General features: G+C 64.4%; 17 protein-coding genes. 8 read left to right on the top strand and 9 right to left on the bottom strand.

The annotated features are described in order from the left end of the window. The first annotated feature begins 104 nt into the window (after positions 1-104). Complete coding sequence (locus ACYG9R_RS22075) at positions 105-1,253, top strand: histidine kinase dimerization/phosphoacceptor domain -containing protein (RefSeq protein WP_023823152.1); 1,149 nt, start codon at positions 105-107, stop codon at positions 1,251-1,253. After that, on the top strand, positions 1,250-1,699 hold the full coding sequence (locus tag ACYG9R_RS22070; RefSeq protein ID WP_023668313.1) for a response regulator: 450 nt from the start codon (positions 1,250-1,252) through the stop codon (positions 1,697-1,699). The genes ACYG9R_RS22075 and ACYG9R_RS22070 overlap by 4 nt, the downstream gene beginning before the upstream one ends. A gap of 3 nt (positions 1,700-1,702) precedes the next feature. On the opposite strand, the gene ACYG9R_RS22065 is transcribed toward ACYG9R_RS22070, so the two are convergent. Both ACYG9R_RS22065 and ACYG9R_RS22060 read right to left on the bottom strand, forming a co-directional pair. Next, positions 1,703-2,608 carry a dienelactone hydrolase family protein gene (locus ACYG9R_RS22065; RefSeq protein ID WP_023823153.1) on the bottom strand — a complete coding sequence of 302 codons (906 nt, stop codon included), beginning with the start codon at positions 2,606-2,608 and terminating at the stop codon, positions 1,703-1,705. Between the two features lie 611 nt (positions 2,609-3,219). After that, positions 3,220-5,559: a glucose/quinate/shikimate family membrane-bound PQQ-dependent dehydrogenase gene (locus ACYG9R_RS22060; RefSeq protein ID WP_196813565.1), complete on the bottom strand. Its 2,340-nt coding sequence runs from the start codon at positions 5,557-5,559 to the stop codon at positions 3,220-3,222. A gap of 98 nt (positions 5,560-5,657) precedes the next feature. Here ACYG9R_RS22060 and ACYG9R_RS22055 point away from each other — a divergent pair, with 98 nt between their 5' ends. Together ACYG9R_RS22055 and ACYG9R_RS22050 are read left to right on the top strand one after the other, a co-directional pair. After that, positions 5,658-6,635 carry a DUF2059 domain-containing protein gene (locus tag ACYG9R_RS22055; protein ID WP_245259998.1) on the top strand — a complete coding sequence of 326 codons (978 nt, stop codon included), beginning with the start codon at positions 5,658-5,660 and terminating at the stop codon, positions 6,633-6,635. Between the two features lie 80 nt (positions 6,636-6,715). Continuing rightward, positions 6,716-9,502 carry an ATP-dependent helicase gene (locus tag ACYG9R_RS22050; protein WP_023823155.1) on the top strand — a complete coding sequence of 929 codons (2,787 nt, stop codon included), beginning with the start codon at positions 6,716-6,718 and terminating at the stop codon, positions 9,500-9,502. A gap of 318 nt (positions 9,503-9,820) precedes the next feature. Here the strand turns inward: ACYG9R_RS22050 and ACYG9R_RS22045 are convergent, their stop codons facing one another. The 5 genes from ACYG9R_RS22045 to ACYG9R_RS22025 all read right to left on the bottom strand — a co-directional run bounded on the left by ACYG9R_RS22045 (position 9,821) and on the right by ACYG9R_RS22025 (position 14,808). After that, positions 9,821-10,861, bottom strand: a complete 1,041-nt coding sequence (locus ACYG9R_RS22045; RefSeq protein WP_023682111.1) for an ABC transporter permease — start codon at positions 10,859-10,861, stop codon at positions 9,821-9,823. Continuing rightward, a complete protein-coding gene (locus tag ACYG9R_RS22040) occupies positions 10,858-11,655 on the bottom strand; it encodes an ATP-binding cassette domain-containing protein (protein ID WP_023668308.1) in 798 nt (265 codons plus the stop codon). The genes ACYG9R_RS22045 and ACYG9R_RS22040 overlap by 4 nt, the downstream gene beginning before the upstream one ends. 86 nt (positions 11,656-11,741) lie before the next feature. Then, positions 11,742-12,755, bottom strand: coding sequence for a substrate-binding domain-containing protein (locus ACYG9R_RS22035; RefSeq protein WP_023682113.1), 1,014 nt, complete (start codon positions 12,753-12,755; stop codon positions 11,742-11,744). 116 nt (positions 12,756-12,871) lie between these two features. Further along, the gene (locus ACYG9R_RS22030) at positions 12,872-13,777 is read right to left on the bottom strand and encodes a sugar phosphate isomerase/epimerase family protein (protein ID WP_023744620.1); all 906 of its coding nucleotides are present in this window, start codon (positions 13,775-13,777) and stop codon (positions 12,872-12,874) included. Then, positions 13,777-14,808, bottom strand: coding sequence for a Gfo/Idh/MocA family protein (locus ACYG9R_RS22025; protein WP_023823156.1), 1,032 nt, complete (start codon positions 14,806-14,808; stop codon positions 13,777-13,779). Before ACYG9R_RS22025 ends, ACYG9R_RS22030 begins: the two co-directional genes overlap by 1 nt. A 194-nt stretch (positions 14,809-15,002) precedes the next feature. Between ACYG9R_RS22025 and ACYG9R_RS22020 the strand changes: the two genes are divergently transcribed. Both ACYG9R_RS22020 and ACYG9R_RS22015 read left to right on the top strand, forming a co-directional pair. Beyond that, positions 15,003-16,028, top strand: a complete 1,026-nt coding sequence (locus ACYG9R_RS22020) for a LacI family DNA-binding transcriptional regulator (protein ID WP_023688052.1) — start codon at positions 15,003-15,005, stop codon at positions 16,026-16,028. 161 nt (positions 16,029-16,189) lie between these two features. Next, positions 16,190-17,665 (top strand): esterase-like activity of phytase family protein, encoded by a 1,476-nt coding sequence (locus tag ACYG9R_RS22015; RefSeq protein ID WP_023823157.1) that lies wholly within the window; start codon positions 16,190-16,192, stop codon positions 17,663-17,665. A gap of 78 nt (positions 17,666-17,743) precedes the next feature. On the opposite strand, the gene ACYG9R_RS22010 is transcribed toward ACYG9R_RS22015, so the two are convergent. Then, positions 17,744-18,541 (bottom strand): L,D-transpeptidase, encoded by a 798-nt coding sequence (locus tag ACYG9R_RS22010; protein WP_023823158.1) that lies wholly within the window; start codon positions 18,539-18,541, stop codon positions 17,744-17,746. A 176-nt stretch (positions 18,542-18,717) separates the two neighbouring features. Here ACYG9R_RS22010 and ACYG9R_RS22005 point away from each other — a divergent pair, with 176 nt between their 5' ends. After that, entirely contained in the window at positions 18,718-20,190 is a 1,473-nt protein-coding gene (locus ACYG9R_RS22005; RefSeq protein WP_023823159.1) for an MATE family efflux transporter, read from the top strand. Between the two features lie 3 nt (positions 20,191-20,193). Here ACYG9R_RS22005 and ACYG9R_RS22000 read toward each other — a convergent pair whose 3' ends face one another. Beyond that, on the bottom strand, positions 20,194-21,402 hold the full coding sequence (locus ACYG9R_RS22000; RefSeq protein WP_023823160.1) for an MFS transporter: 1,209 nt from the start codon (positions 21,400-21,402) through the stop codon (positions 20,194-20,196). 153 nt (positions 21,403-21,555) lie between these two features. Here ACYG9R_RS22000 and ACYG9R_RS21995 point away from each other — a divergent pair, with 153 nt between their 5' ends. Then, the gene (locus ACYG9R_RS21995; RefSeq protein ID WP_023682120.1) at positions 21,556-22,131 is read left to right on the top strand and encodes a TMEM175 family protein; all 576 of its coding nucleotides are present in this window, start codon (positions 21,556-21,558) and stop codon (positions 22,129-22,131) included. Positions 22,132-22,136 lie beyond the last annotated feature (5 nt).

The raw sequence follows: 22,136 nt of genomic DNA, 5'->3' as shown, positions 1-22,136 counted from the left end.
GCGATTCGGTTCCGCAAATGGCTGCCTGCGACAAGAAGATCAAGATTGAACCAATTCCACGTCTAAGCCGTTGTGACCCCTGAAAAACGGCTTGGAGTGAAAGCATGGACTGGAAAAGGACCAGGGAACCGGCCGACGCATGGCACATGACGGACAATCTGCATGCCGAGCACGGCAAGGGCGATCCGTTCGCGGCCGCCATCCGCGCCACCCGCATGTCGATGGTCATCACCGATCCCCGTCAGGCGGACAATCCGATCGTCTTTGCCAATGACGCGTTCCTGCGCCTGACCGGCTACGAGCGCGACGAGGTCATGGGCAAGAACTGCCGCTTCCTGCAGGGGCCAGAGACAGACAAGGCAGCTGTGGCTAGCGTGCGCGACGCGATAGCAGCGGGAACCGATATCGCCATCGATCTGTTGAACTACCGCAAGGACGGCTCGACGTTCTGGAATGCGCTCTACATCAGCCCGGTTTCCAACGACAAAGGCGAACTCCTGTTCTTCTTTGCCTCACAGCTCGACGTCTCGGATCGCAAGCGCTCGGAGGATCGCATCACCGCCGACAAGAACCGTTTTGAAAAGGCTGTCAAGGAACGCACACGCGAGCTTGAGGCCGTCCTTGAGGCGCAGACCACGCTGCTGCACGAGGTCGACCATAGGGTGAAAAACAACCTGCAGATGATCTCCTCGCTGATCATCATGCAAAGCCGGGCAATCAAGGATGAAGCGACGAAGCGATCGCTGACCACCATGCTGGAGCGCATCGAGGCGCTGAGCACGGTGCATCGCCGTCTCTACCAGTCAAAGGATGTCAGCCGCTTCGATGTCTCGGATTTCGCCAGGGATCTGGTCACCGACCTGCTGACCGCATCCGGACGCGCCGAGATCAAGCCGACGCTGGACCTCGAACCCATCGTCATTCCGGCCGAAAAAGCCACGCCTGTTGCCTTGATGGTCAATGAGCTTGTCACCAACGCGCTGAAGCACGCCTTCAAGGCAAAGCCGGACGGCACCACCGCGGGGCGCATCGGCATCAAGATGAGCCAGCCCGACGGCCACTTCAACATCGAGGTCTCCGATGACGGCGTCGGCATGGCCGAGGCCAGTGGCGATGCTTCTTTCGGCATGCGGCTGATCAAGTCGCTTGCCCGTCAGTTGCATGCCGACATCGAATGGCGCGACGCCGGCCCGGGCACAAAGGTCGTCATCTCGATGCCGAACGAACCGCAGCAGAAAGGGAAGCTGTCATGAACGAACCGCTCAAGGTCCTGATCGTCGAGGATGAGGCGTTGCTGGCGATGGAACTGGAAAGCCTCGTCGAGGAAGCCGGCCACAGCGTTGTGGGTTGGGCGACATCGTTGGCCGAAGCAAGAGGTATGATTGATACCGCCGATGCCGATATTGCCTTTGTCGACATCCACCTCGCCGACGGACCAACCGGGGTCGAGGTTGCCGAGCATATCCGCGAGGGTAACCGTTCCATGGTGGTGTTCATGACCGCCAATCCAAAACGCATCCCCGACCATTTCGCCGGCGCGATCGGCGTCATCGCCAAGCCCTACACGATGAACGGACTGGTGTCGGCGTTGCGCTATCTGCAGGAGGGCGTGCGGCGCCCGCCCCCGGTCTCGGTGCTGCCGGCCGGTTTTACGCTGTCGCCGGCCTATGAAAGCGTATGGGCGTCGTCGGCGGCCTGAAGCTTACGCCAGCTTCTCCTTGAGGAAAGCGATCGTCCGTCCCCAGGCGAGATCGGCTGCCTTCTTGTCATAGCGCGCGGCCGAGGTGTCGTTGTTGAAGGCATGGTTGACGCCGTCATAGACATAGAGCGTGTATTCGACATGGGCGGCGTCGAGCGCCTTCTTGTAGGCATCGATGCCGGCGTCGATGCGCTCGTCTAGGCCGGCATAGTGCAGCAACAGCGCCGCCTTGATCTTCGCCACATCCTCGGCCTTCGGCTGCATGCCGTAATAGGCGACGCCGGCGGCGAGATCGGGCGCGTTGACCGCCAGATTGTTGACCGTGCCGCCGCCCCAGCAGAAGCCGACAGCACCGACCTTGCCGTTGCCGTCCTTCTCGCCCTTGAGATAGGCGATGGTCGCCAGGCCATCGGCGGTGACCTGGCTGGCGTCGAGCTTGGTGAACATGTCGCGCGCCTTGTCCTCGTCGGCGGGCGTGCCGCCGAGCGGCGACAGGAAATCCGGCGCCAGCGCCACGAACCCCTCCAGCGCAACGCGCCGCGCCACATCCTTGATATGCGGGTTGAGCCCCCTGTTCTCATGCACCACGATGACGGTGCCGAGCTTGCCGGACTGGTCCGCCGGCCTGACCAGATAGCCCTTCATCTCACCGCTGCTGCCGGAATAGGTGATATCTTCAGCCTTCACGCGCGGATCGTTGTCGGCGACGATTGCCGCCTGCGCCGAATTCGCCGCAAGCAGCGGCGCGATCGCGGCCGCCGCCGCGCCCGATCCGGCAAGCCTGGTCAGCTGTTCCATGAAGCGGCGGCGGTCGAGCGTCAGATGCGTGTATTCGTCATAGGCATCGATCATCGCCTGGGTGATGGCAGGTTTGGCAGGTTTGACGGCTTCGGCGGTGGGTTTCGTCATGGCGTGCTCCTCGTTAGGAGATGATCTCACGGTCACTCCGGGATGACTCGCGGATCAAGATAGGGTGCAAGCTCGCACGGTCCAGTCTCGGATGGGTGACGCTTGCGCCATCGAACGATGCGGCGGCCCCGCGGAACGCGCCCATCACATTTTGGTCATTTCAGAGAATGTCGATGGTGCCGCCACAATATGGAAGGAAGCTGATGATGGTCTCGCCCGTAGCGGCGAGCCCGACGAGAAGGAACAACGCCATGACCTTGTCTACTCCGATCCTTGCAAGCGCGCTCGTGCTTGCTGTTGCTGCCTTGCTGGCAATGCGCTCCGCTGCTGCCGCAGCCGCCGCTCGGATGGTGAAGGTCCGCGTCGACCGGCGTCGGCCGTCACCACGCTGATCCAGCAGGCCGAAACAGGGCCGCAGCTAACCAATGAAGTACTGGGCTCCGTGCCCAGTCTCAAAGGCCATCTCTTACGCAAGCTGACCAAGGCTGCTGCTGCCCCTCATCGCCCTGCCGGGCACTTCTCCCCGTATAGATGCCGGCAGGCAGATGAGGGGCGGCGCGACATTGCCAGAATATCTGCCGGGCCGATCACTTACCTAAGTCACATCGCTGCTACTTCGGCAGCGTATAGGCCATCACATAGTCGCCGGGCTTGGTGCCGACCGAGCCGTGGCCGCCGGCGACGATGACCACGAACTGGCGGCCGTCGGCGACGGTGTAGGTCATCGGCGTCGACTGCCCACCGGCCGGCAGCCTGGCCTGCCAGAGCTGCTTGCCCGATGTCAGGTCATAGGCGCGCAGATAGTCGTCGACCGCCGCGCCCAGGAAGACGACACCGCCGGCGGTGATCATCGGCCCGCCAATGCCGGGAACACCGACCTTCAGCGGCAAGGGCAACGGCGTCATGTCATAGACGGTGCCGTTGCGGTGCTTGTAGGCGATCTTGCCGGTTCTGAGGTCCGCTCCCGCCACATAGCCCCATGGCGGCGCCTGGCAGGGCACGCCGAGCGGCGACAGGAACGGCCCCATCACCACCGCATAGGGTGCGCCCTCATTGCGGTTCAGCCCCTGCTCGCTGCCGCGCCCCTCATCCGGCGGCGGCACCTGGTCGCGCGGAATGAGCTGCGATTTGAACGCCAGATAGGTCGGCATGCCGAACATCACCTGCCGCACCGGATCGACGGCGACGCCGCCCCTGTTGAATGTGCCGAAATTACCGGGATAGACCAGCGACCCCTGCACCGATGGCGGGGTGTAGCGGCCCTCGTAGCGCAGGCCCTGGAATTCGATCCGGCAGGCCAGCTGGTCGAACATGGTGATGCCCCACATGTCGGCGCCGGTCAGCGGCCTCGGATTGAAGGAGAGATCCGAGACCGGCTGCGTCGGCGACGTGTGATCGCCCTCGACAGCGCCGCCCGGCGCCGGCACTTCCTTGATCGGGATGATCGGCTCGCCGCTGCGCCGGTCGAGCACGTAGAGGTCGCCCTGCTTGGTCGGTCCAACCAGGCCCGGAACGACGCCGGCAGCGGTGGTGATGTCGACCAGGGTCGGCTGTGCCGGCACATCCATGTCCCAGAGGTCGTGATGCACGGTCTGCCGCACCCAGCGCACTTGTCCGGTGGCCAGATCGAGCGCGGTGATCGAGGAGGAAAACTTCTCGACATTGGCGCTGCGGCCCATCCCGAGCTGGTCCGGCGTCTGGTTGCCGAGCGGCACATAGAGCAGGCCGAGCTTCTCGTCGGCGCTTGCCGTCGACCACATGTTGGGCGAGTTGTGGGTGTAGGTCTGGCCTGCCGCCAGCGGCGTTGTCTGGTCCGGATTGCCGGAATCCCAGTTCCACACCAGGGCGCCGGTGTCGACGTCGAAGGCCCGGATGACGCCGGACGGCTCTTGCGTCGAATAATTGTCGTTGACCGCGCCGCCGATGATGATCTTGCCGCCCGCAATCAGCGGCGCCGAGGTCGAGTAATAATAGCCCGACTTCGGATACGGCATGTTGGTCAACAAATTGAGCGTGCCGGCTTCGGCGAAGGACGGGCAGACCTGGCCGTTGGCGGCGTCGAGCGCGATCAGCCGCGCATCCGAGGTCGGCAGATAGACGCGCGTCGCGCAAGGCTGGCCGGCGGCGATCTTGGCATCGGCATAATAGGACACGCCGCGGCAGGTCTGGTGCTGGCGGTCCTTGTCGAGCTTGATCTTGGGATCGAAACGCCATTTCTCCTTGCCGGTGGCGGCATCGATGGCGATGGCGAAATTGTGCGGCGTGCAGATATAGAGCGCATCGCCCACCTTCAGCGGCGTCACCTGGTAGGTGGTTTCGCCGACATCGTCCGGCCCTTTCACGTCGCCGGTCTGGTAGATCCAGGCCGGCTGCAATTTGGCGACATTGTCGGGCGTGATCTGGTCGAGCGGCGAATAGCGCTGGCCAAATTGCGTACGGCCGTAGAAATGCCATTCGCCCGGAGGCACATTGCCGCCGAGATCGGCAGTCGGCGTCACCTTGTCGGCGCTGAGGTCGCCGGCGATGTCCTTGGGATCGGCCGTCATCGAATAACCGGCGACGGCGAGCGATGCGAGCACGGCCAGAATGAGCGGCGCGCGCGCGTCGGGGCCGATCAGGCCCCGCCTTGCCCAAGGCGTCAGCAGCCACAGCGCCAGAAGCACGATGATGCCGCCGCGCGGTCCGAGTTCCCACCAGTCGAAGCCGATTTCCCACACCGCCCAGGCCAGCGTGCCGAGCACGATCGCCGCGTAGAGCCAGAGCGCCGTCGATTTGCGCCGGAAGAGCAGCCATGCGGCGATGAGGAAGGCGAGACCGGTGACGACATAGTACCAGCTGCCGCCCAGCATCGCGAGCCAGACGCCGCCGCCGCCAAGTGCGAGGCCGATGAGGAACAGGATGAGGGAGGTGATGACGACAGCCAAGACGATACTCCTTCGACTGATGCGCATTCCGCGGCGCGGCCATGGGCAAAGGTATGCCAATCCTGCCCCCGGCGGTACAACCTTCTCCCGCCCGCCGTGCCTGTCAAGCCGCCGGGGAGCGATCCATGGCGAAACCAAACGGCCATGCCCGCAGGCTCCGCGCACAGGGCGTTTTTTCGAGGCCACACGCCAGGTGGCAATCCCGCCTTGCCGGCATCCGGGTTTTCCAGCAGTCTGCTTTCGACCAACCATCAGGAGCAACCAGAGTGATGTCATTCGCCTCGCCTCTGACGCGAGTAGTCCTTGTCCTCTGTAGCTTCGTCGCGCTCACGGCCGGCACAGTGGCCGCGCCGGCACAGACGCTGAGCGAGATCAACAAGGCAAACGGCTTTCACGAGATGCTGATGGGCATCGGTCCCGGCATCGCCGCAGCCACGAAATCCATACCCGAACCGTTACCGGCAAATTTCCAGGACGCCTTGTCGGTCGCGCTGGAAGGCGCCTTCGACGCAGTCAAAATGGAGACTGCCATCGAATCGCGGATGGCGGACAGGCTGTCGGCCACCGATCTGTCCGACCTCGCAGCGTTTTACGCTTCCCCGTTGGGCAAGCACGTCACCGCTTTGGAAATTCAGTCGTCTGGCCCGGAAGGCAGGCAAAGCAAGAAGACAGAGGGCAAGCAAATCCTCGCCGAGCTTCCGACCAAGGATCCAGCCCGGCTCGAATTGTACCGCAAGATCATCGACGATATCAGCGCTGTCGACACCGGCGAGGCGATAGCGCTGAACATGAGCTACGCGATGGTTACGGGGATGCTGGGCGCAGCCGGAAAGCCTCTGTCGGACGAACAGATCATGGCGCTGGTGCGTCAGCAATCCGTGAAAATTCGCCAGAACATCGAACAGAATGCCATGCAGGGTAGCGCTTATACGTACCGGGATCTCCCGCTCGGCGATCTCAGACTGTACTCGACATTCCTGGCGTCACCCGCGGGCAGCCGCTATTACGACCAGATGCTGACGGCCTTTGGCATGGTGATGACAGAGGAAGCGCGCTCGTTCGGACATCGATTGTTCGTCGCGCTCGGTTACCGAAAGGCCTGAGCCGCAGTATCGGGCACTTTAGCAGAACAAAACGTAGACACTTCTGGTCTTTCGCTCCCGAATCACTACATTCGGGGGAGATGTCCGGCTTTGCGGAAGAAATGCCCTTTTTCGACGAACCCAATGCGCGGCCCGCGGCCCCGTCGGGCATAGCCGCGCGCGCCATGGCGGCCCGCAGCGGACCCAACAGCGCACCCGATTATCTCAACGGCCTCAACCCCGAGCAGCGGCTGGCGGTGGAAACCACCGAAGGCCCGGTCCTGGTGCTGGCCGGCGCCGGCACCGGCAAGACCCGCGTGCTGACCACCCGCATCGCCCATATCCTGGCCACCGGCAGGGCTTTCCCCTCGCAGATCCTGGCGGTGACCTTCACCAACAAGGCCGCGCGCGAGATGAAGCAGCGCATCGGCCATCTCGTCGGCGAAGCCGTCGAGGGCATGCCGTGGCTCGGCACCTTCCACTCCATCGGCGTCAAGCTCTTGCGCCGCCACGCCGAGCTGGCCGGGCTCAAATCCGATTTCACCATCCTCGACACCGACGACGTCGTACGGCTGATCAAGCAGCTGATCCAGGCCGAAGGCCTCGACGACAAGCGCTGGCCGGCCAAGCAGTTCGCGCAGATGATCGACGGCTGGAAGAACAAGGGCCAAGGCCCGGCCGACATTGCCGAGGGCGATGCCCGCAGCTTCGCCAACGGCAAGGGCCGGGAACTCTACAAGGCCTATCAGGAGCGGCTGAAGACGCTGAACGCCTGCGACTTCGGCGATCTGCTCTGCCACCCGATCCGCATCTTCCGCGCCAATCCGGACGTGCTGAAGGACTACCACAAGCGCTTCAAATACATCCTCGTCGACGAGTACCAGGACACCAACACCGCGCAATACATGTGGCTGCGGCTGCTGGCGCAAAGACCTACCTCCCCCTCGATGGGGGAGGTCGCGCCGCGTAGCGGCGCGGGTGGGGGTGGCAGCGCCGGCGCCAGTCACCCCTCCCGGCCGCTTCGCGGCGACCCTCCCCATCCAGGGGAGGGTAAAGCGCGCTCGGCCGAAGGCCGCAAGCCCGACCGGGCGTCCGAGCCGTTGCGAGGCGACTCCCGCGACGCCGAAGGCGCGCAAAAAAGAGGGGGCGGAGGGCCTGCGCCGGCAGGCGCGGAACGGCCCGTGAGCGAAAACAAAGTCAACATCTGCTGCGTCGGCGACGACGACCAATCGATCTATGGCTGGCGTGGCGCCGAGGTCGACAACATCCTGCGCTTCGACAAGGATTTTCCCGGCGCCACCATCATCCGTCTGGAGCGCAATTATCGCTCGACCGCGCACATCCTCGGCACTGCCTCGCACCTCATCGCCCACAATGAGGGCCGCTTCGGCAAGACGCTGTTCACCGAGAAGGTCGCCGAGGACGACGAGAAGGTGCATGTCCACGCCGCCTGGGATTCCGAGGAGGAGGCGCGCGCCGTCGGCGAGACCATCGAGACCTACCAGCGTGCCAAGCACAAGCTCAATGATATGGCCATCCTGGTCCGCGCCTCCTTCCAGATGCGCGAATTCGAGGATCGCTTCGTCACGCTCGGCCTCAACTACCGCGTCATCGGCGGCCCGCGCTTCTATGAGCGCATGGAAATCCGCGATGCACTGGCCTTCTTCCGCGTCGTCGCGCAGGGCGCCGACGACCTCGCCTTCGAGCGCATCGTCAATGTCCCCAAGCGCGGCCTGGGTGAAGCCACCATCCGCCAGATCCACGACACGGCGCGGAGCTTGCGCATCCCGATGCTGGAGGCAGCCGCCAAGCTCGCAGAAAGCGACGAGCTGAAGCCCAAGCCCCGCGCGGCCTTGCGCGAAGTGGCGGCCAATTTCGAGCGCTGGCAGAAGGCGCTGGAAACCACGCCGCACACCGAACTCGCCGAGACCATTCTGGAGGAGAGCGGCTACACCGACATGTGGAAGAACGACCGCTCGGTCGAGGCGCCGGGCCGGCTGGAAAACCTGAAAGAGCTTATCCGCTCGATGGAGGAGTACGAATCGCTGCGCTCCTTCCTCGAGCATGTCGCGCTGGTCATGGACGCCGAGCAGAACGCCGAGCTTGACGCCGTCAACATCATGACGCTGCATTCGGCCAAGGGCCTCGAATTCGAGACCGTGTTCCTCCCCGGCTGGGAGGAAGGCCTGTTCCCGCACCAACGCGCGCTGGACGAAGGCGGCCGCTCCGGCCTGGAGGAAGAGCGCCGTCTCGCCTATGTCGGCCTGACCCGGGCCAAGAAGAACCTGCATCTGTGGTTCGTCTCCAACCGCCGCATCCACGGCCTGTGGCAGTCGACCATCCCGTCGCGCTTTCTGGACGAACTGCCGGAAGCCCATGTCGAGGTCGCCGAAAGCGGCAACTCCTATGGCGGCTACGGCAATTCCTATGGCGGCGGTTCGTTCGCGTCGGGCCGTGGCGGCCAGGGCGCAGGGCGGCAGAACCCCTACGGCGCCTCGCGCTTCGACAATGTCGGCGCGGAAAAATCCGGCGCCTTCTCCAACACCTATGCGACGCCCGGCTGGCAGCGCGCGCAGGCCAACCGCACCGAGGCGACCGACCGCAACTGGGGCTCGCGCTCCGGCCACCAGGTCGAGCGCATCGGCTATGGCGAGACCGACTCCGGCTACGGCGCCGGCCGAACCAGCGTCAAAGGCCGCACCATTGACGGCGAACTGGTCGCCAAATCCGTCGCCGACACGCCGTCGCCCTTCAGCGTCGGCGACCGCGTCTTCCACCAGAAATTCGGCAACGGCAACATCTCCAACATCGAAGGCAACAAGCTGACCATCGACTTCGACAAGGCCGGCCAGAAACGCGTGCTGGACGGGTTTGTGGCGGCGGTGTGAGCGCCCGCTTGTCCTGTTGTCCTACAAGCGACCACATTGTTGTAGTCTGGCGGAGCCCTCCCCGCCTCGTCATCCACGGGCGGAGCAAGGAGCGTAGCGACGCAGCGTAGACCCGAGGATCCATCCCGCGTCTTCAACGCGTTGCCACGGTGCGGAATCCTGCGCAGCTGCACGCCAAGGTCGCGGAATGGATTCCAGGGTCTACGCGACGGAGCTTCGCTCCTGCTCCGCCTTAGAATGACGAAGCGACGGGCGTCTGCCCAGTCGTCGGGGCATGCGGTCCGCAACATGAGCGTCCCCGTCAATTTAGCCCGCCCCTCACCTGTACCGCGCCTGGTTCCACTTGTGCCCCAGCAGCGACAGGATGATGATCAGCCCGTTGAAGAACTGGACGTAGAAGCCGCTCAGGCCCGCCGCCACGACGCCGGTCTGGATGAACGACACGGTGACCGCGCCGATCGCTCCACCGGCAACCGTACCGATGCCGCCCCAGGTCGGCGTGCCGCCGACGAACACCGAAGCCAGCACCGGCAAGAGATAGCCGTCGCCCGCGGTCGGCCACCAGGTGAAGTTGATCATCACCGAAAACGTGCCGGCGATCGCGGCCCCGATGCCGGTGAAGATGAACACTTTCACCCGCACACGCTTGACGTCGATGCCCATTTGCTGGGCGCTGTCGGGGTTGTCGCCGACGACCCTCACCTGCGCGCCGAAGCGGTGCCGGTTGTAGAGCATTGCCGAAAAAATGACGAAGGCGAGTGCCCATAAGACCTGTACCGGAAAACCCCACACCTGACCGGAGAAGATGGTGTACGCCCAGCTGTCGCTGAGACCGGTCAATGCCGTCGATCTGCCCTCGTTGATGATCTGGATCAGTCCCCGCAGCAGGAAATTCATGCCGAGGGTGGCGATCAGCGACGACAGCCCGCCATAAACGACCAGGGATCCGACGAGAAAGCCGAGCAGCGTGCCGGTGAGAATCGCCGCTGCGATGCCGAGAAACGGATCGTAGCCGGCCTGCACCACCAGCGCGAACACCCAGGAGGCAAAGCCCATGGTTGCGGGAAACGACAGGTCGATCTCGCCGCAGGTGACGACGAAGACCAGCGGCACCACCACGAACAGGGCAACCGGCAGCGTGGTCAGCACGGATCTGTAGAGATACCAGGTGGTGAACACGGTCGGGTTGGCGATCAGGAACGCCGCCATCATGATGATGAACACGGCGAGCGTGCCGAGCGCTGCGCGGTTGTCGATGACGAAACCGCGCAGCCAATGGTCGGACGGGTGCTTCCACTCAGGCCGGGCCGCCTTGCCGCCGAGCGGGCTCTGCAGATCGGGTTCCATGGTCTTGCTCATCGTGCTGCCCTCTCCGCGTCGCCGGCCTCGTGCAGCCCCGGCAATCCTCCGGGATGCGCAACGTCTTCCATGAAATTGATCAGCTCTTCGGCCGACTTGACCTCGGTGCGATCGGCGGTCAGCGCCACCTTGCCGCGGTCAATCACCACGAAGCGGTCGGCGATGTCGAAGACATGGTGGATGTTGTGGCCGATGAACAGGATCGAACGGCCGCTCGCCCGCACCTGGCGCACGAAATGGAAGACCTTGGCGGTCTCGGTCAGCGACAGCGCCGTCGTCGGCTCGTCAAGGATGATCAGCTCGGCCTGCTTGTAGATGGCGCGCGCGATCGCCACGCCCTGGCGTTCGCCGCCGGAGAGCTGGCCGACGATCGAATGCGGCGTGAACACTTTCGAGGTAAAGCCGATCTCGCGCATCAGCCGGCTCGCCTCCTCTATCTCTTTATTGACCTTCAGAAAGCCCATGAAGCCGGTGAGTTCGCGGCCCATGAAGATGTTGCGCACGATGGTCTGCTGCACGGCCAGCGCCCGGTCCTGGAAGACCGTCTCGATGCCGGCGTCGCGCGAGCGTGCCGCACTCCAGCCGGTCACCGGCTTGCCGCGCACCAGGATCTCGCCGCTGGTCGGCTTGACGACGCCGGACAGGATCTTGATCAGCGTCGATTTGCCGGCGCCATTGTCGCCGATCAGGCCAACCACCTCGCCGCGGTCGACCGAGAGATTGACCCCGCCCAGCGCATAGACCTGGCCATAGGATTTGCTGATGTCGCGCAGTTCGATGATGCGTTCGGCCATGGCGATCCTCGCTCCTGTGGTATCATCCCGGCCTGGTGCCGGCGGTCCTGCCGGCCGGGCTTGCGCCCAGCCGGCAGTTTGGGAGGTCAGCGCAGCGCCTGCTTGGCGAGCTCGGCGACGATCTCGTAATTCTGCGGCGTGACGAAGCCGGCGCCAGTGTCGACATTCATCGGCGCCAGGCCCAGCACCACCTGCTGGCAAAGGCTGAGGATCGGCAGATAGCCTTGCAGAAACGGCTGCTGATCGGCCGTCAGTTGCACCCAGCCGCCCTTGAACGCCTCGACGATCTGCGGGCTGGTGTCGAAGCCGAAATTGAAGATGTCGCCCGGCTTGCGCCCCGCCGCCTGCATGTAGGTGGCGACGTTGCCCAGCATCTGGCCGCCGGGATAGCCGACCGCCTTGACGTCGGGATTGTTGAGCAGGGCCGCGGTGATCACCGGTATCGCCAGATTGGGGTCGGACGCCCATTCGCCGCTCGGCGGCGACGACAGCTGGATGACCTCGACGCCGGCTTCCTTGAGTGCTGCCACCGTGCCGCGCTCGCGCGCGCCGCGGGCCTCGTTCTCGAACGGGCCGATCATGATCGCCTTGTCGCCGGACTTGAGATTGCCGAGCTTGAACGCTTCGACGCCGAGCGCGCGGCCCTGCTGCTCCTGCTGGGCGCCGACATAGCCGCCGCCGAACGCAGCCACCACCGTCGGCACCGGCACGTTCTGGTACATCATCTTGATGCCGTCCTTGTGCGCCTGTTCGGCCAGCGGCATGATCGCGGCGTCGCCGGGATGGCCCATCATGGCAATGCCGTTGGGCTTCACGGCGACGGCCTCGCGCAATTGCTGAACCATCTTCTCGACGTCCCACTGCGAGAAGATGTAGTCGACCTTGGGTCCGAGATCGGACGCCGCCTGCTTGGCGCCATTGTAGACGATGGTGCCGAAAGCGTCGCCCTCGGCGCCGCCGACGAAAAAGCGGATGTGGACATCCTTGCACCACTGGGCGTCGAGCGCCTGCGCCGGCAGAGTGGAGATGGCAGCGCACAGCGCCGTGGCGGCGGCCACGACGGTCGAGCGCAGAAGTGTCGTTCTCATTGCGATGCTCATGCACGTTCCTCCCTTTTGTCCTCGGTGAGCCGAGGGGTTTCGTCGTTCGCCTGTCGGCAGTGCTTGTCGGCAGTGCTTGGGAATCTGTCAGGCCGGCTCCTCCCACCGGCCCTCGGTCACGCCGGGTTCGGCAGGTAGGTCGCTCCTCCCCGGCATTGCTTGAGGTATTCCAGCCCGCGCACCTGGCCTGTGATTTCGAGGTCGCCGCGATAGACCGGGTCGTGCCAGCCCTCGATGTCGATGGCGCCCTTGTAACCGGCCAGCCGCAATTCGCTGATCACCCGCGTCCAGTCGCTGTCGCCAAACCCGGGCGTGCGCATCTGCACGAAGGGCAGCTTGCCGAACACGCCGTGCTCTCGGATCACATCCCAGCGCACCGTCGCGTCCTTGCCGTGGACATGGAAAATGCGCGGCGCCCATTTGCGGATCTGCGGCATCGGGTCGATGAGGTAGACAAGCTGGTGGCAGGGCTCCCATTCGAGGCCGAGATTGTCGTCGGGCAATTCGTTGAACATCAGCTCCCAGGCGTCCGGATTGTGGGCGATGTTCCAGTCGCCGGCGGCCCAGTTGCCGTCCATGGCGCAATTTTCGAAGGCAATGCGCACGCCCTTGTCGGCGGCGCGTTTGGCCAGCGGCCCCCAGACCTCACGGAAGCGCGGCAGGCTGTCGGTCAGCTTCTTGCCGCGCAGGCGGCCGGTGAAGCCGCTGACCGTCGAGGCGCCGAACAGATGCGCATTGTCGATCACCGTTTCCCAGGCCGCGAGCACGCCGCGATCGACCTCGCCATCCTCCAGCGGATTGCCGAACACACCGATCGACGACACGACGACATCGGCATCGCCGATCGCCTCGCGGATCTCGCCGGCGAGCCGCGGCAAATCCTTGCCGCCCAGCGTCTGCCAGAAGAAGGGCTGGATGCTCTCGAAGCCGAGCGGCAGAATCTCTTTGATGTAGGCGGCCGGGTCTTCGAGATTGGCCCGCACCATGGTGCCGATCCGGATGTCGAGAAGCGGGTTTGGCATCATGATGCTTCCTGTGTGATTGCGACGCGCCGTCCGGTCTCGGCGCTTTCGATGGCGCCAAAAACCATGGCCAGGCTTTTGATGTTGTCGCTGCCACGGGTTTCCGGCTCGCTGCCGGTCTCGATGGCGTGGATGAAATCCTTGATGATGCCGAGATGACCGCCGACGCGGTCGGCGGAATCGAGCGGCGGTACTGTGATGGGCTGGGTCAGGTCGAACAGGCCGTCGCGGACCGACAACACAACCTCGGCCTTCAGTCCGTCCTCGCCGTCCCAGACCAGGCTGCCGTGCTCGGCGACGATGCGCCACGTGCTCTCCCAGCTGGTGCGGAAGCCCGCCGCGCACCAAGAGCCTGCATAGGTGAACACCTTGCCGCCGCCGAGATCGAAGATAGCGCTGGCCGACGATCCCTGCCGGTACCAGGAATTCGCCGGCTCCCATTCCTGGCAATAGACGCCGGCGGGATCGCCGCCGACCATGTAGCGGGCGGCGTCGAAAGTATGGATCGCCATGTCGAGCAAAAGCACATGCGCCATCTCCTCGCGGAAGCCGCCGAAATGCGGCGCGACGAAGAAATCGGCATGGATGCTGGTTGGCTTGCCGATGGCGCCGGAGTCGAGAAAGCGCCTGATGCGCCGGACATTGGCGACGTAGCGGCGGTTCTGCACGACCGCATGGATACGCCCCGCGTTACGTGCCGCATCGACGATGGCGCGGGCATTTTCCGGAGTATCGGCCAGCGGCTTTTCCGTCAGCAGATGGCAATTATGGGCAAAGGCGGCAAAGGCGACATCACGCCGGGCGGCTGGAACCACGACATCGAACACCGCGTCGGGCCTGGTCTGGTCGAGCACCGCGTCGAGGCTGGTGCCGATTACCGCGCCGTCGAGCCCGTATTCGTGCGCCCTCGCCTTCGCCCGTTCGGCGTCGAGATCGACAAGGCCGACAATGGCCAGCCCGTCGATCTGCCTCGCGGCATCGAGCCAGGCCTTGCTCATCGCACCACAGCCGACGAGGACGGCATTCATCATCCGGCATTCCTCCCGTCCGGTCCCTCCAGACCGAATGTCACGGCATTTCCGGCATCACCGTAAACGTTTCTCCGTAAACGTTTACGAGAACACACCCGATGGCGTACAATGTCAATCGGCTGTCAGCGAAAATCATCCCGAAGCCTTGGCCTGGGCGGCAGCCGGTGCTAGCCAAGACAGGGGGAGAACTGTCCTTGGCGTCCAGTATCCATGACCTAGCGCGTCACCTGAACATTTCGATCGGCACCGTGTCGCGGGCGTTGAACGGCCGCGCCGACGTCAATGCCGACACCCGCCAGCGCGTGCTCGCCGCCGCCAAGCAATTGAACTATTCGCCCAACCAGTCCGGCCGCAGCCTGCGGCAAGGCACCACCCATTCGATCGCCTTCATGCTGCAGCCGCATCCGGGCGACCAGCAATATGGCGAACCGTTCTTCATCCCGTTCCTGATCGGTCTGCAGGGCCGGCTGGCCGAGGATGACCTGGATCTGATGGTCGTCATGGGCGAGCCCGGCCAATATCAGCAGGAGAGGCTGCGCCGCGTGGTTGAGACGCGCCGGGCCGACGCGGTCGTGTTGGCCAATACACGGCGGGAAGACGATCGGATCGACTATCTCAGCAAGGCCGGCTTTCCCTTCGCCACGCTTGGCCGAAGTCAATCCGGCGACGACACCTATCCTTCGCTCGATATAGATTTCGAGAGGGCGGGTGATGAAGCCGTCGACCGGCTGGTCGCGCGCGGCCACCGCCGCATTGCCGCCATCCGCCCTTCGCTTGATCTCAACTTCGGCTACCTGTTCCTCGACGGCTACCGCAAGGCGCTGGAGCGGCATGGCATCGAAGTCGACCCCGGCCTGATCGCCGACGGCTTCATCAACGAGGCCGGAGGCTACCAGGTGACGCCGCGCGTGATGCTGTCCAAGGACCGGCCCACAGCCATCATCTTCAACAATGACGCAATGGCGCTCGGCGGCTGCAAGGCACTGGCCGAGATGGGCATCAGGCCCGGCCACGACATCGCGGTGATCGTCATCGTCGACACGCCGCTCTGCCGTTATTTCTCGCCGGCGCTGACCGCCTTCCGTCCGTCGCTGGAGCCGATGGGCCGGCGGCTGGCCGAAATGCTGCTGGCCTCGCTTCCCGCCTTTGCCGGCCCGGAAGGTCCGCGCATCATCCGCGAAGTCTGGCCGCTGGAGCTGATCGCCCGCGACAGCGATTGAAAGTGCGTCTCTCCCTTCTCCCACAAGGGAGAAGGAAGAGGCCCGCTCTGTCACGCAACTATCATCTTCGCGTCCTAGACCGCTTTGCGAGAGGGCGACATCGTCGATGCGATGCGGTGGCCCCTTTGCGCCGCTCAAGGCTTGTCACAAAGAGGATCTCCATGAAAATCTCGCACCGAACCGTGTCGCTCGGCGCCGCGCTGGCGCTGTTTACCGCCCTGACCCCTGCCCTTGCCGACAGCACCGCCACCGTTGGTGGCTTCGTCAACAAGGGCCTGGTCGGCGTCGGCCGCATCCCGGCCGATCAGAAGGACAAGTTCGGCGAGACCTTCGGCTCCGGCTCCGGCATGTCCATCGACGCCGCAAGCTGGACCCGTGGCGCGGACGGCTACAAGGGCTCGCTCTGGTTGCTGCCCGACCGCGGCTACAATGTCGTCGGCACCACCGATTACCGGCCGCGCCTCAACACTATTCGCATCGAGTTCACGCCGGTAGCACTAGGCGCCACGCCCACCTCCGGCCAGGAACAGACAGGCGTCAAGGCGACGCTTGCCGATTCCCTGCTCCTCACCGACGACAAGGGCGCTGACGCCACCGGCCTCGATCCGCTCAACGGCGTGCGCGCGGCCAATGGCGACCTGCCGATCCTGCCCGAGGCCAATGGCAAGCTGGCGCTCGACAATGAGGCGATCGCGCGGCTGCCCGACGGCACCATGTTCATCTCTGACGAATACGGCCCCAACATCTACCGCTTCTCGGCCGACGGCCATCTTTTGTCGGCAACGCAGCCGCCCGCCGCTTTGGTGCCGATGCGCAAGGGCGCGCCGAACTTCGCCTCCGACAATCCGGGCCCCGGTGCAGCCGAACCCGATCCGAAGGATCCCGAAACCGGCCGCCAGAACAATCAAGGCCTCGAAGGCATGGCGCTGACGCCGGACGGCAAGTCGCTGATCACTGTGCTGCAGTCGGCGCCCCGCCAGGATGGCGGCGATTCGCCCGCGACGCGCCAGAACACCCGCGCGCTGGTCTACGACGCCTCCGACCCGGCCCATCTCAAGCTGGTGCATGAATATGCCGTGCCGCTGCCGGTGTTCAAGGACGCCAAGGACAAGACCAAGGTCGCCGCGCAGAGCGAAATCGTGGCGCTGTCCGACAAGACCTTCCTGATGCTGGCGCGCGACAGCGGAAACGGCCAGGGGGTGAAGGGCGATACTTCGCTGCTGCGCCAGATTTTCGTCGTCGACGTCTCTGGCGCCACCGACATTGCCGGCGGCGCCTTCGATGCCGCCGACAAGCCGCTGGCGCCCAAGGGCGTGCTCGACCCATCGATGATCCCGGCCAGGCTGACGCCCTTCATCGACATCAACGACAACAAGGAACTCGGCCGTTTCGGCCTGCATAACGGCAAGCCGAACGACAAGAACAACCTGTCGGAGAAGTGGGAAGCGATGTCGGTGGTCAGCCTGCTCGATCCGGCGCTGCCCGACGACTATTTCCTGTTCGTCGGCAACGATAACGACTTTCTCACCCAAGACGGTTTTCAGGTCGGCGCGCCCTACAAGGCCGACGACGGCGCCGATGTCGACACCATGCTCCTGGTCTATCAGGTCACGCTTCCGGGCCTCGCCAACAAGTAGCCGTATACGGAAAGGCGGACGCGCCCGGCGCGTCCGCCTCTAACCGTTTGTCGGCGATCAGCGATGCCGTGAAGGCACCTATTTCAAAATCTCCGCATCCCTTGGCACGCCGGAATCGATCGGCTCGGCGGTCCGGCTCGACACAGCCATGATCTTGCCCGCGGCCGACAGGTTCGGGCGCACATAGACCTGGGCTACGCCGTTGACCCGGCTGTAGAGGTCGATGATGTCCTGGTTCATGAAGCGCACGCAGCCCGACGACGCGTTCTTGCCGATGGAATCCCATTCCGGCGTGCCGTGCAGCCGGTACATCGTGTCCTTGCCGTCGCGGAACAGATAGAGCGCGCGCGCGCCGAGCGGGCTCTGCGGTCCGGGCGGCATGCCGTCCTTGTATTTCGCCAGTTCCGGCCGGCGCTGGATCATTTCCGGCGGCGGCGTCCACACCGGCCATTTCTTGCGCGCCTGGATCACGGCGCTGCCGGTCCAGCCAAACCCGGCCTTGCCGAGGCTGACGCCATAGCGCATTGCCTTGCCGCCGTCGCGCACCAGATAGAGAAAATGCTCGGATGTATCGACGACGATCGTGCCGGGTTTTTCGCCGGTCGGATCGTCCACGATCTGGCGCACGAATTTCGGATCGAGCTTGGCGACGGGGATTGCCGGCAATGAAAAGCCCTCATCGACGCGCGCCGAATACATGGTGGCGGCATCGCCGAAAGCGGGCTCGGGTGCGGGTGCCGGCGCCGGCGTCGGCGGTACTGCTGCCACATCAGTGGTTGTGCAGGCCGAAAGTGCCATGGCAGCGGCACCCAAAGTGGATGCTCCCAGAAACGCGCGCCTATTCAGGCGCTCAGAAAATAATGGATTGTCGGACATGATCCCCCCGGTTTGCGGCCCCTCGCGGCGATGACCCATAGCCCATTACGCAAGCTTTGAGAACCTGATCGCCTCAGCCGCGTTAAGCGTGATGTTCCGATGCCGCATCGACCTTGTCCGTTAAATCGGCGATCATTGCCGGGCGGACTTTGAGATGAACCTTCGCCGAACAGCCCATGGACGAAAAAATACCACCGCGCCGGCGCACCGGCGATCTCACCAGCGGCCCAATCCCTCGCACGCTGCTGTTGTTCGCGCTTCCGGTGCTCGGTTCCAATGTGCTGCAGTCGCTCAACGGTTCGATCAACGCCGTCTGGGTCGGCCGCTTCCTCGGTGAATCGGCGCTGACGGCGACCTCAAACGCCAATCTGGTGCTGTTCCTGATTCTCGGCACCGTGTTCGGGATCGGCATGGCCGCGACCATCCTGGTGGCGCAATCGGTCGGCGCCCGCGACCTGCCCGAGGCGCGGCGCATCGTCGGCACCAGCGCCAGCTTCTTCTTCCTCGTCTCGGCTATCTTCGCCGTCTGCGGCTGGATCTGGGTCGACGCCATCCTCAACACACTGGGCACCCCGCCCGATGCGCTGCCGCTGGCGCGCTCCTATCTGCGTATCATCTTCGTCGCCGTGCCGATGATGAATCTTCTGTCCTTCGTGATGACGGTGCTGCGCGGTGCGGGTGATTCGCGCACGCCATTCTTCTTCATGGCGCTCGCCGTCGTGCTCGACATCATCCTCAATCCGCTGCTCATTCGCGGCATCGGCCCCTTCCCCGAGCTCGGCATCGCCGGCTCCGCCACCTCGACGCTGATCGGCCAGACGGTGAGCGTGACCGCCATCCTCGTTGTGCTTTATGCCAGAAAGCATCCGTTGCGGCTCGCCGGCGCGAACCTCGCTCTGCTGCGGCCGGATCCGGCGCTGCTCAGGATCGTCGTCTTCAAGGGCGTGCCGATGGGCCTGCAGATGATCGTCATTTCGGCGGCGGCGCTGACCGTGATGGGCATCGTCAACTCCTACGGCTCGCAGGTCGCCGCCGCCTACGGCATCGCGGCGCAGCTGTGGACCTATATCCAGATGCCTGCGCTGGCGATCGGCGCCGCAGTCTCGTCGATGGCGGCCCAGAATGTCGGCGCAGGGCGGTGGGACCGCATCGGTCGCATCGCGGCGTCCGGCGTCGGCTTCAACCTGGTGCTCACCGGCGCCCTGGTGGCGCTGCTGTTCTTCTTCGACAGGCCGGTGCTCGGCCTGTTCCTTAGCGGCGACAGCACCGCAATCGACATTGCAGCCCACATCAACAAGGTGGCGTCCTGGTCGTTCATCCTGTTCGGCATCACCATCGTGCTGTTCGCCACCGTGCGCGCGACCGGTGCCGTGATGCCGCCGCTGATCATTCTGGTGATTTCCGTGCTGGTCGTGCGCACCGGCTTTGCCTACTTCTTCAGGAGCTACCTCGGCGAGGAAGCGCTGTGGTGGAGTTTTCCGGCGGGATCGATCACCTCGCTGGTGCTGGCCGCCGCCTATTATCGCTTCGGCCGCTGGCGCACCATGCACATGATCGAGGACCGGCCGGCCGCCGGCGAGCCGCCCGACACCGGCCTCGGCATCCCGCGCGGACGGGCAAACATGGCGCCCGGGACGCCAAACGGGTGAGGCTCAGCGCGCGTATTTGACGCCGAACCCCAGCGCTACGACAGAGAACAGCGCGATCATGCCGGCGAAGGCCAGGCTTGCCGTCGTCGGAGTGGCCCAACTCGACAGCAGCCCAATGCCGATCACCGGCAGCGCATTGCCGCAGAAGCAGCAGATGAAGAAGGCCGACACCAATTCGGCGCGACGCTCGGCAGGTGCGATCTGGTTCACCACCTGCAGGCCGCCGCGATAGCCGAGCGCCGCCGCCACGCCGCACACAGCGGTGGCGGCAACCATCAGGGACATCGACGCGAAAAACTGAGCAGCAACCATCAGCCCTACGGCCGGGATCATCAGCGCCAGCGCGGCCAGCATGCCGGCGCGGCTGGACAGTCGGGTCGTGGCCAGAATGGTCGCGGCCGCAACGATCGACAGTTCAAAGAACAGCGCGCCGGCCTCGGCATGGTTGGCCACATGCAGTTGCTGCGCCAGGATGCTCGGCGCCAGGGCTGCATAGAAGCCGACCAGCGCCATGGCGCCGAAACCGGTGACCGCCGGCGCCACGAAGGCAGCGCGGATATCGCTCGGCACCGATAGCCGTGGCCGCAACGAAACGTCGGTCAGCCTGCCCGGCCGGGACACGGTTTCGCGGGTACGCCAGATCAGCAGCGTCACCACCACCAGCAAGGCAAGATAGACCGCAAACGTTAGTCTCAACGGCCAGGGCGCATATTCGGCGAGCAGGCCCGATGCCAGCGCGCCGAGGCCAAGGCCAACGAAGTTGGTGCTGGTGGCGATGATTGCCGCGCGCGATTTGTCCTTACCTTCGATCAATTCGGCAAGCCAGGCCGTGCCGGTTCCAGCGCCGACGCCGATGCCAAGGCCGCTCAATATGCGGGCGACATCGAGCCATGCGACATTCTCGGCCAGCAGGAACACCACCGCGCTGACCACCGCTATGGCCATCGACGCCAGCGCCGCAGGACGGCGGCCAATGCCGTCGGACAAGCGCCCGAACATCAGCAATGCGCCGAGATTGCCGACGACATAGACGGCGTAGACCAGCGTCAGCGTGATCTGCGAGAAACCGAAGGCCTGCTTGTAGATGACGTAAAGCGGCGTCAGCACCGTGCTGCCGGCGAACAGCGCGGCGATCATGGCGGCAACCGCGGCCATCGCGGGCCGGCCATCGGGTCCGTTGTCGCGCGTCGTGGTCTCGGCATAGCTGGTCATGGCAACCTCCGGCCAATCGCCCAACGCCCAATTGCGCCCCAACGTCCATGTAAGGATGGCCGTTCCACGCGCCGAACTTCATCCTGACAACCTTGTCAGGATGGTCTTGCCCGAAGTCCTCGCTTAACGTCTTTCCATCGAGAGGGAGAAACCATGGGAAAAGGTAGAGTCGAGGCATTCACCGATGGGGTGGTCGCCATCATCATCACCATCATGGTGCTGGAGCTGAAAGTGCCGCATGGCGAGGATTTTTCAGCGCTTCTGCCGCTGTGGCCGATCTTTTTCAGCTATGTCTTGTCGTTCATCAATGTCGGCATCTACTGGAACAATCTGCACAACATGTTCCACACCGTCCAAAGGGTCGACGGCCGCGTGCTGTGGGCCAACCTCAACCTTCTGTTCTGGTTGTCGCTGATGCCGGCAACGACGGCCTTCATGGGCGAGAACCATTTCGCGCCGGTCCCCGTCGCCGTCTATGGCATCGACCTGGTGCTGTGTGCGGTCGCCTACACCTTTCTCGCCACCAAGCTGCACCATTTGCACGGCAACGACACCGCCTTCGCCAAGGCGCTGGGCAATGACCGCAAGGGCAAGATCTCGGTGGCCCTCTACGCCGCAGCCGTCCCGCTTGCCTTCGTCAACCAATGGATCGGCGTTGCGATCTTCGTGCTGGTGGCCGCCGTCTGGTTCGTGCCGGACACGCGTTTTTCGCGGGTGCTGGAAAAGTAGCGTAG

The sequence above is a fragment of the Mesorhizobium sp. RSR565B genome (assembly GCF_054719465.1).
Note: the sequence above shows the minus strand (reverse complement) of the source record. Positions and strands in the feature narration are given on the sequence as shown.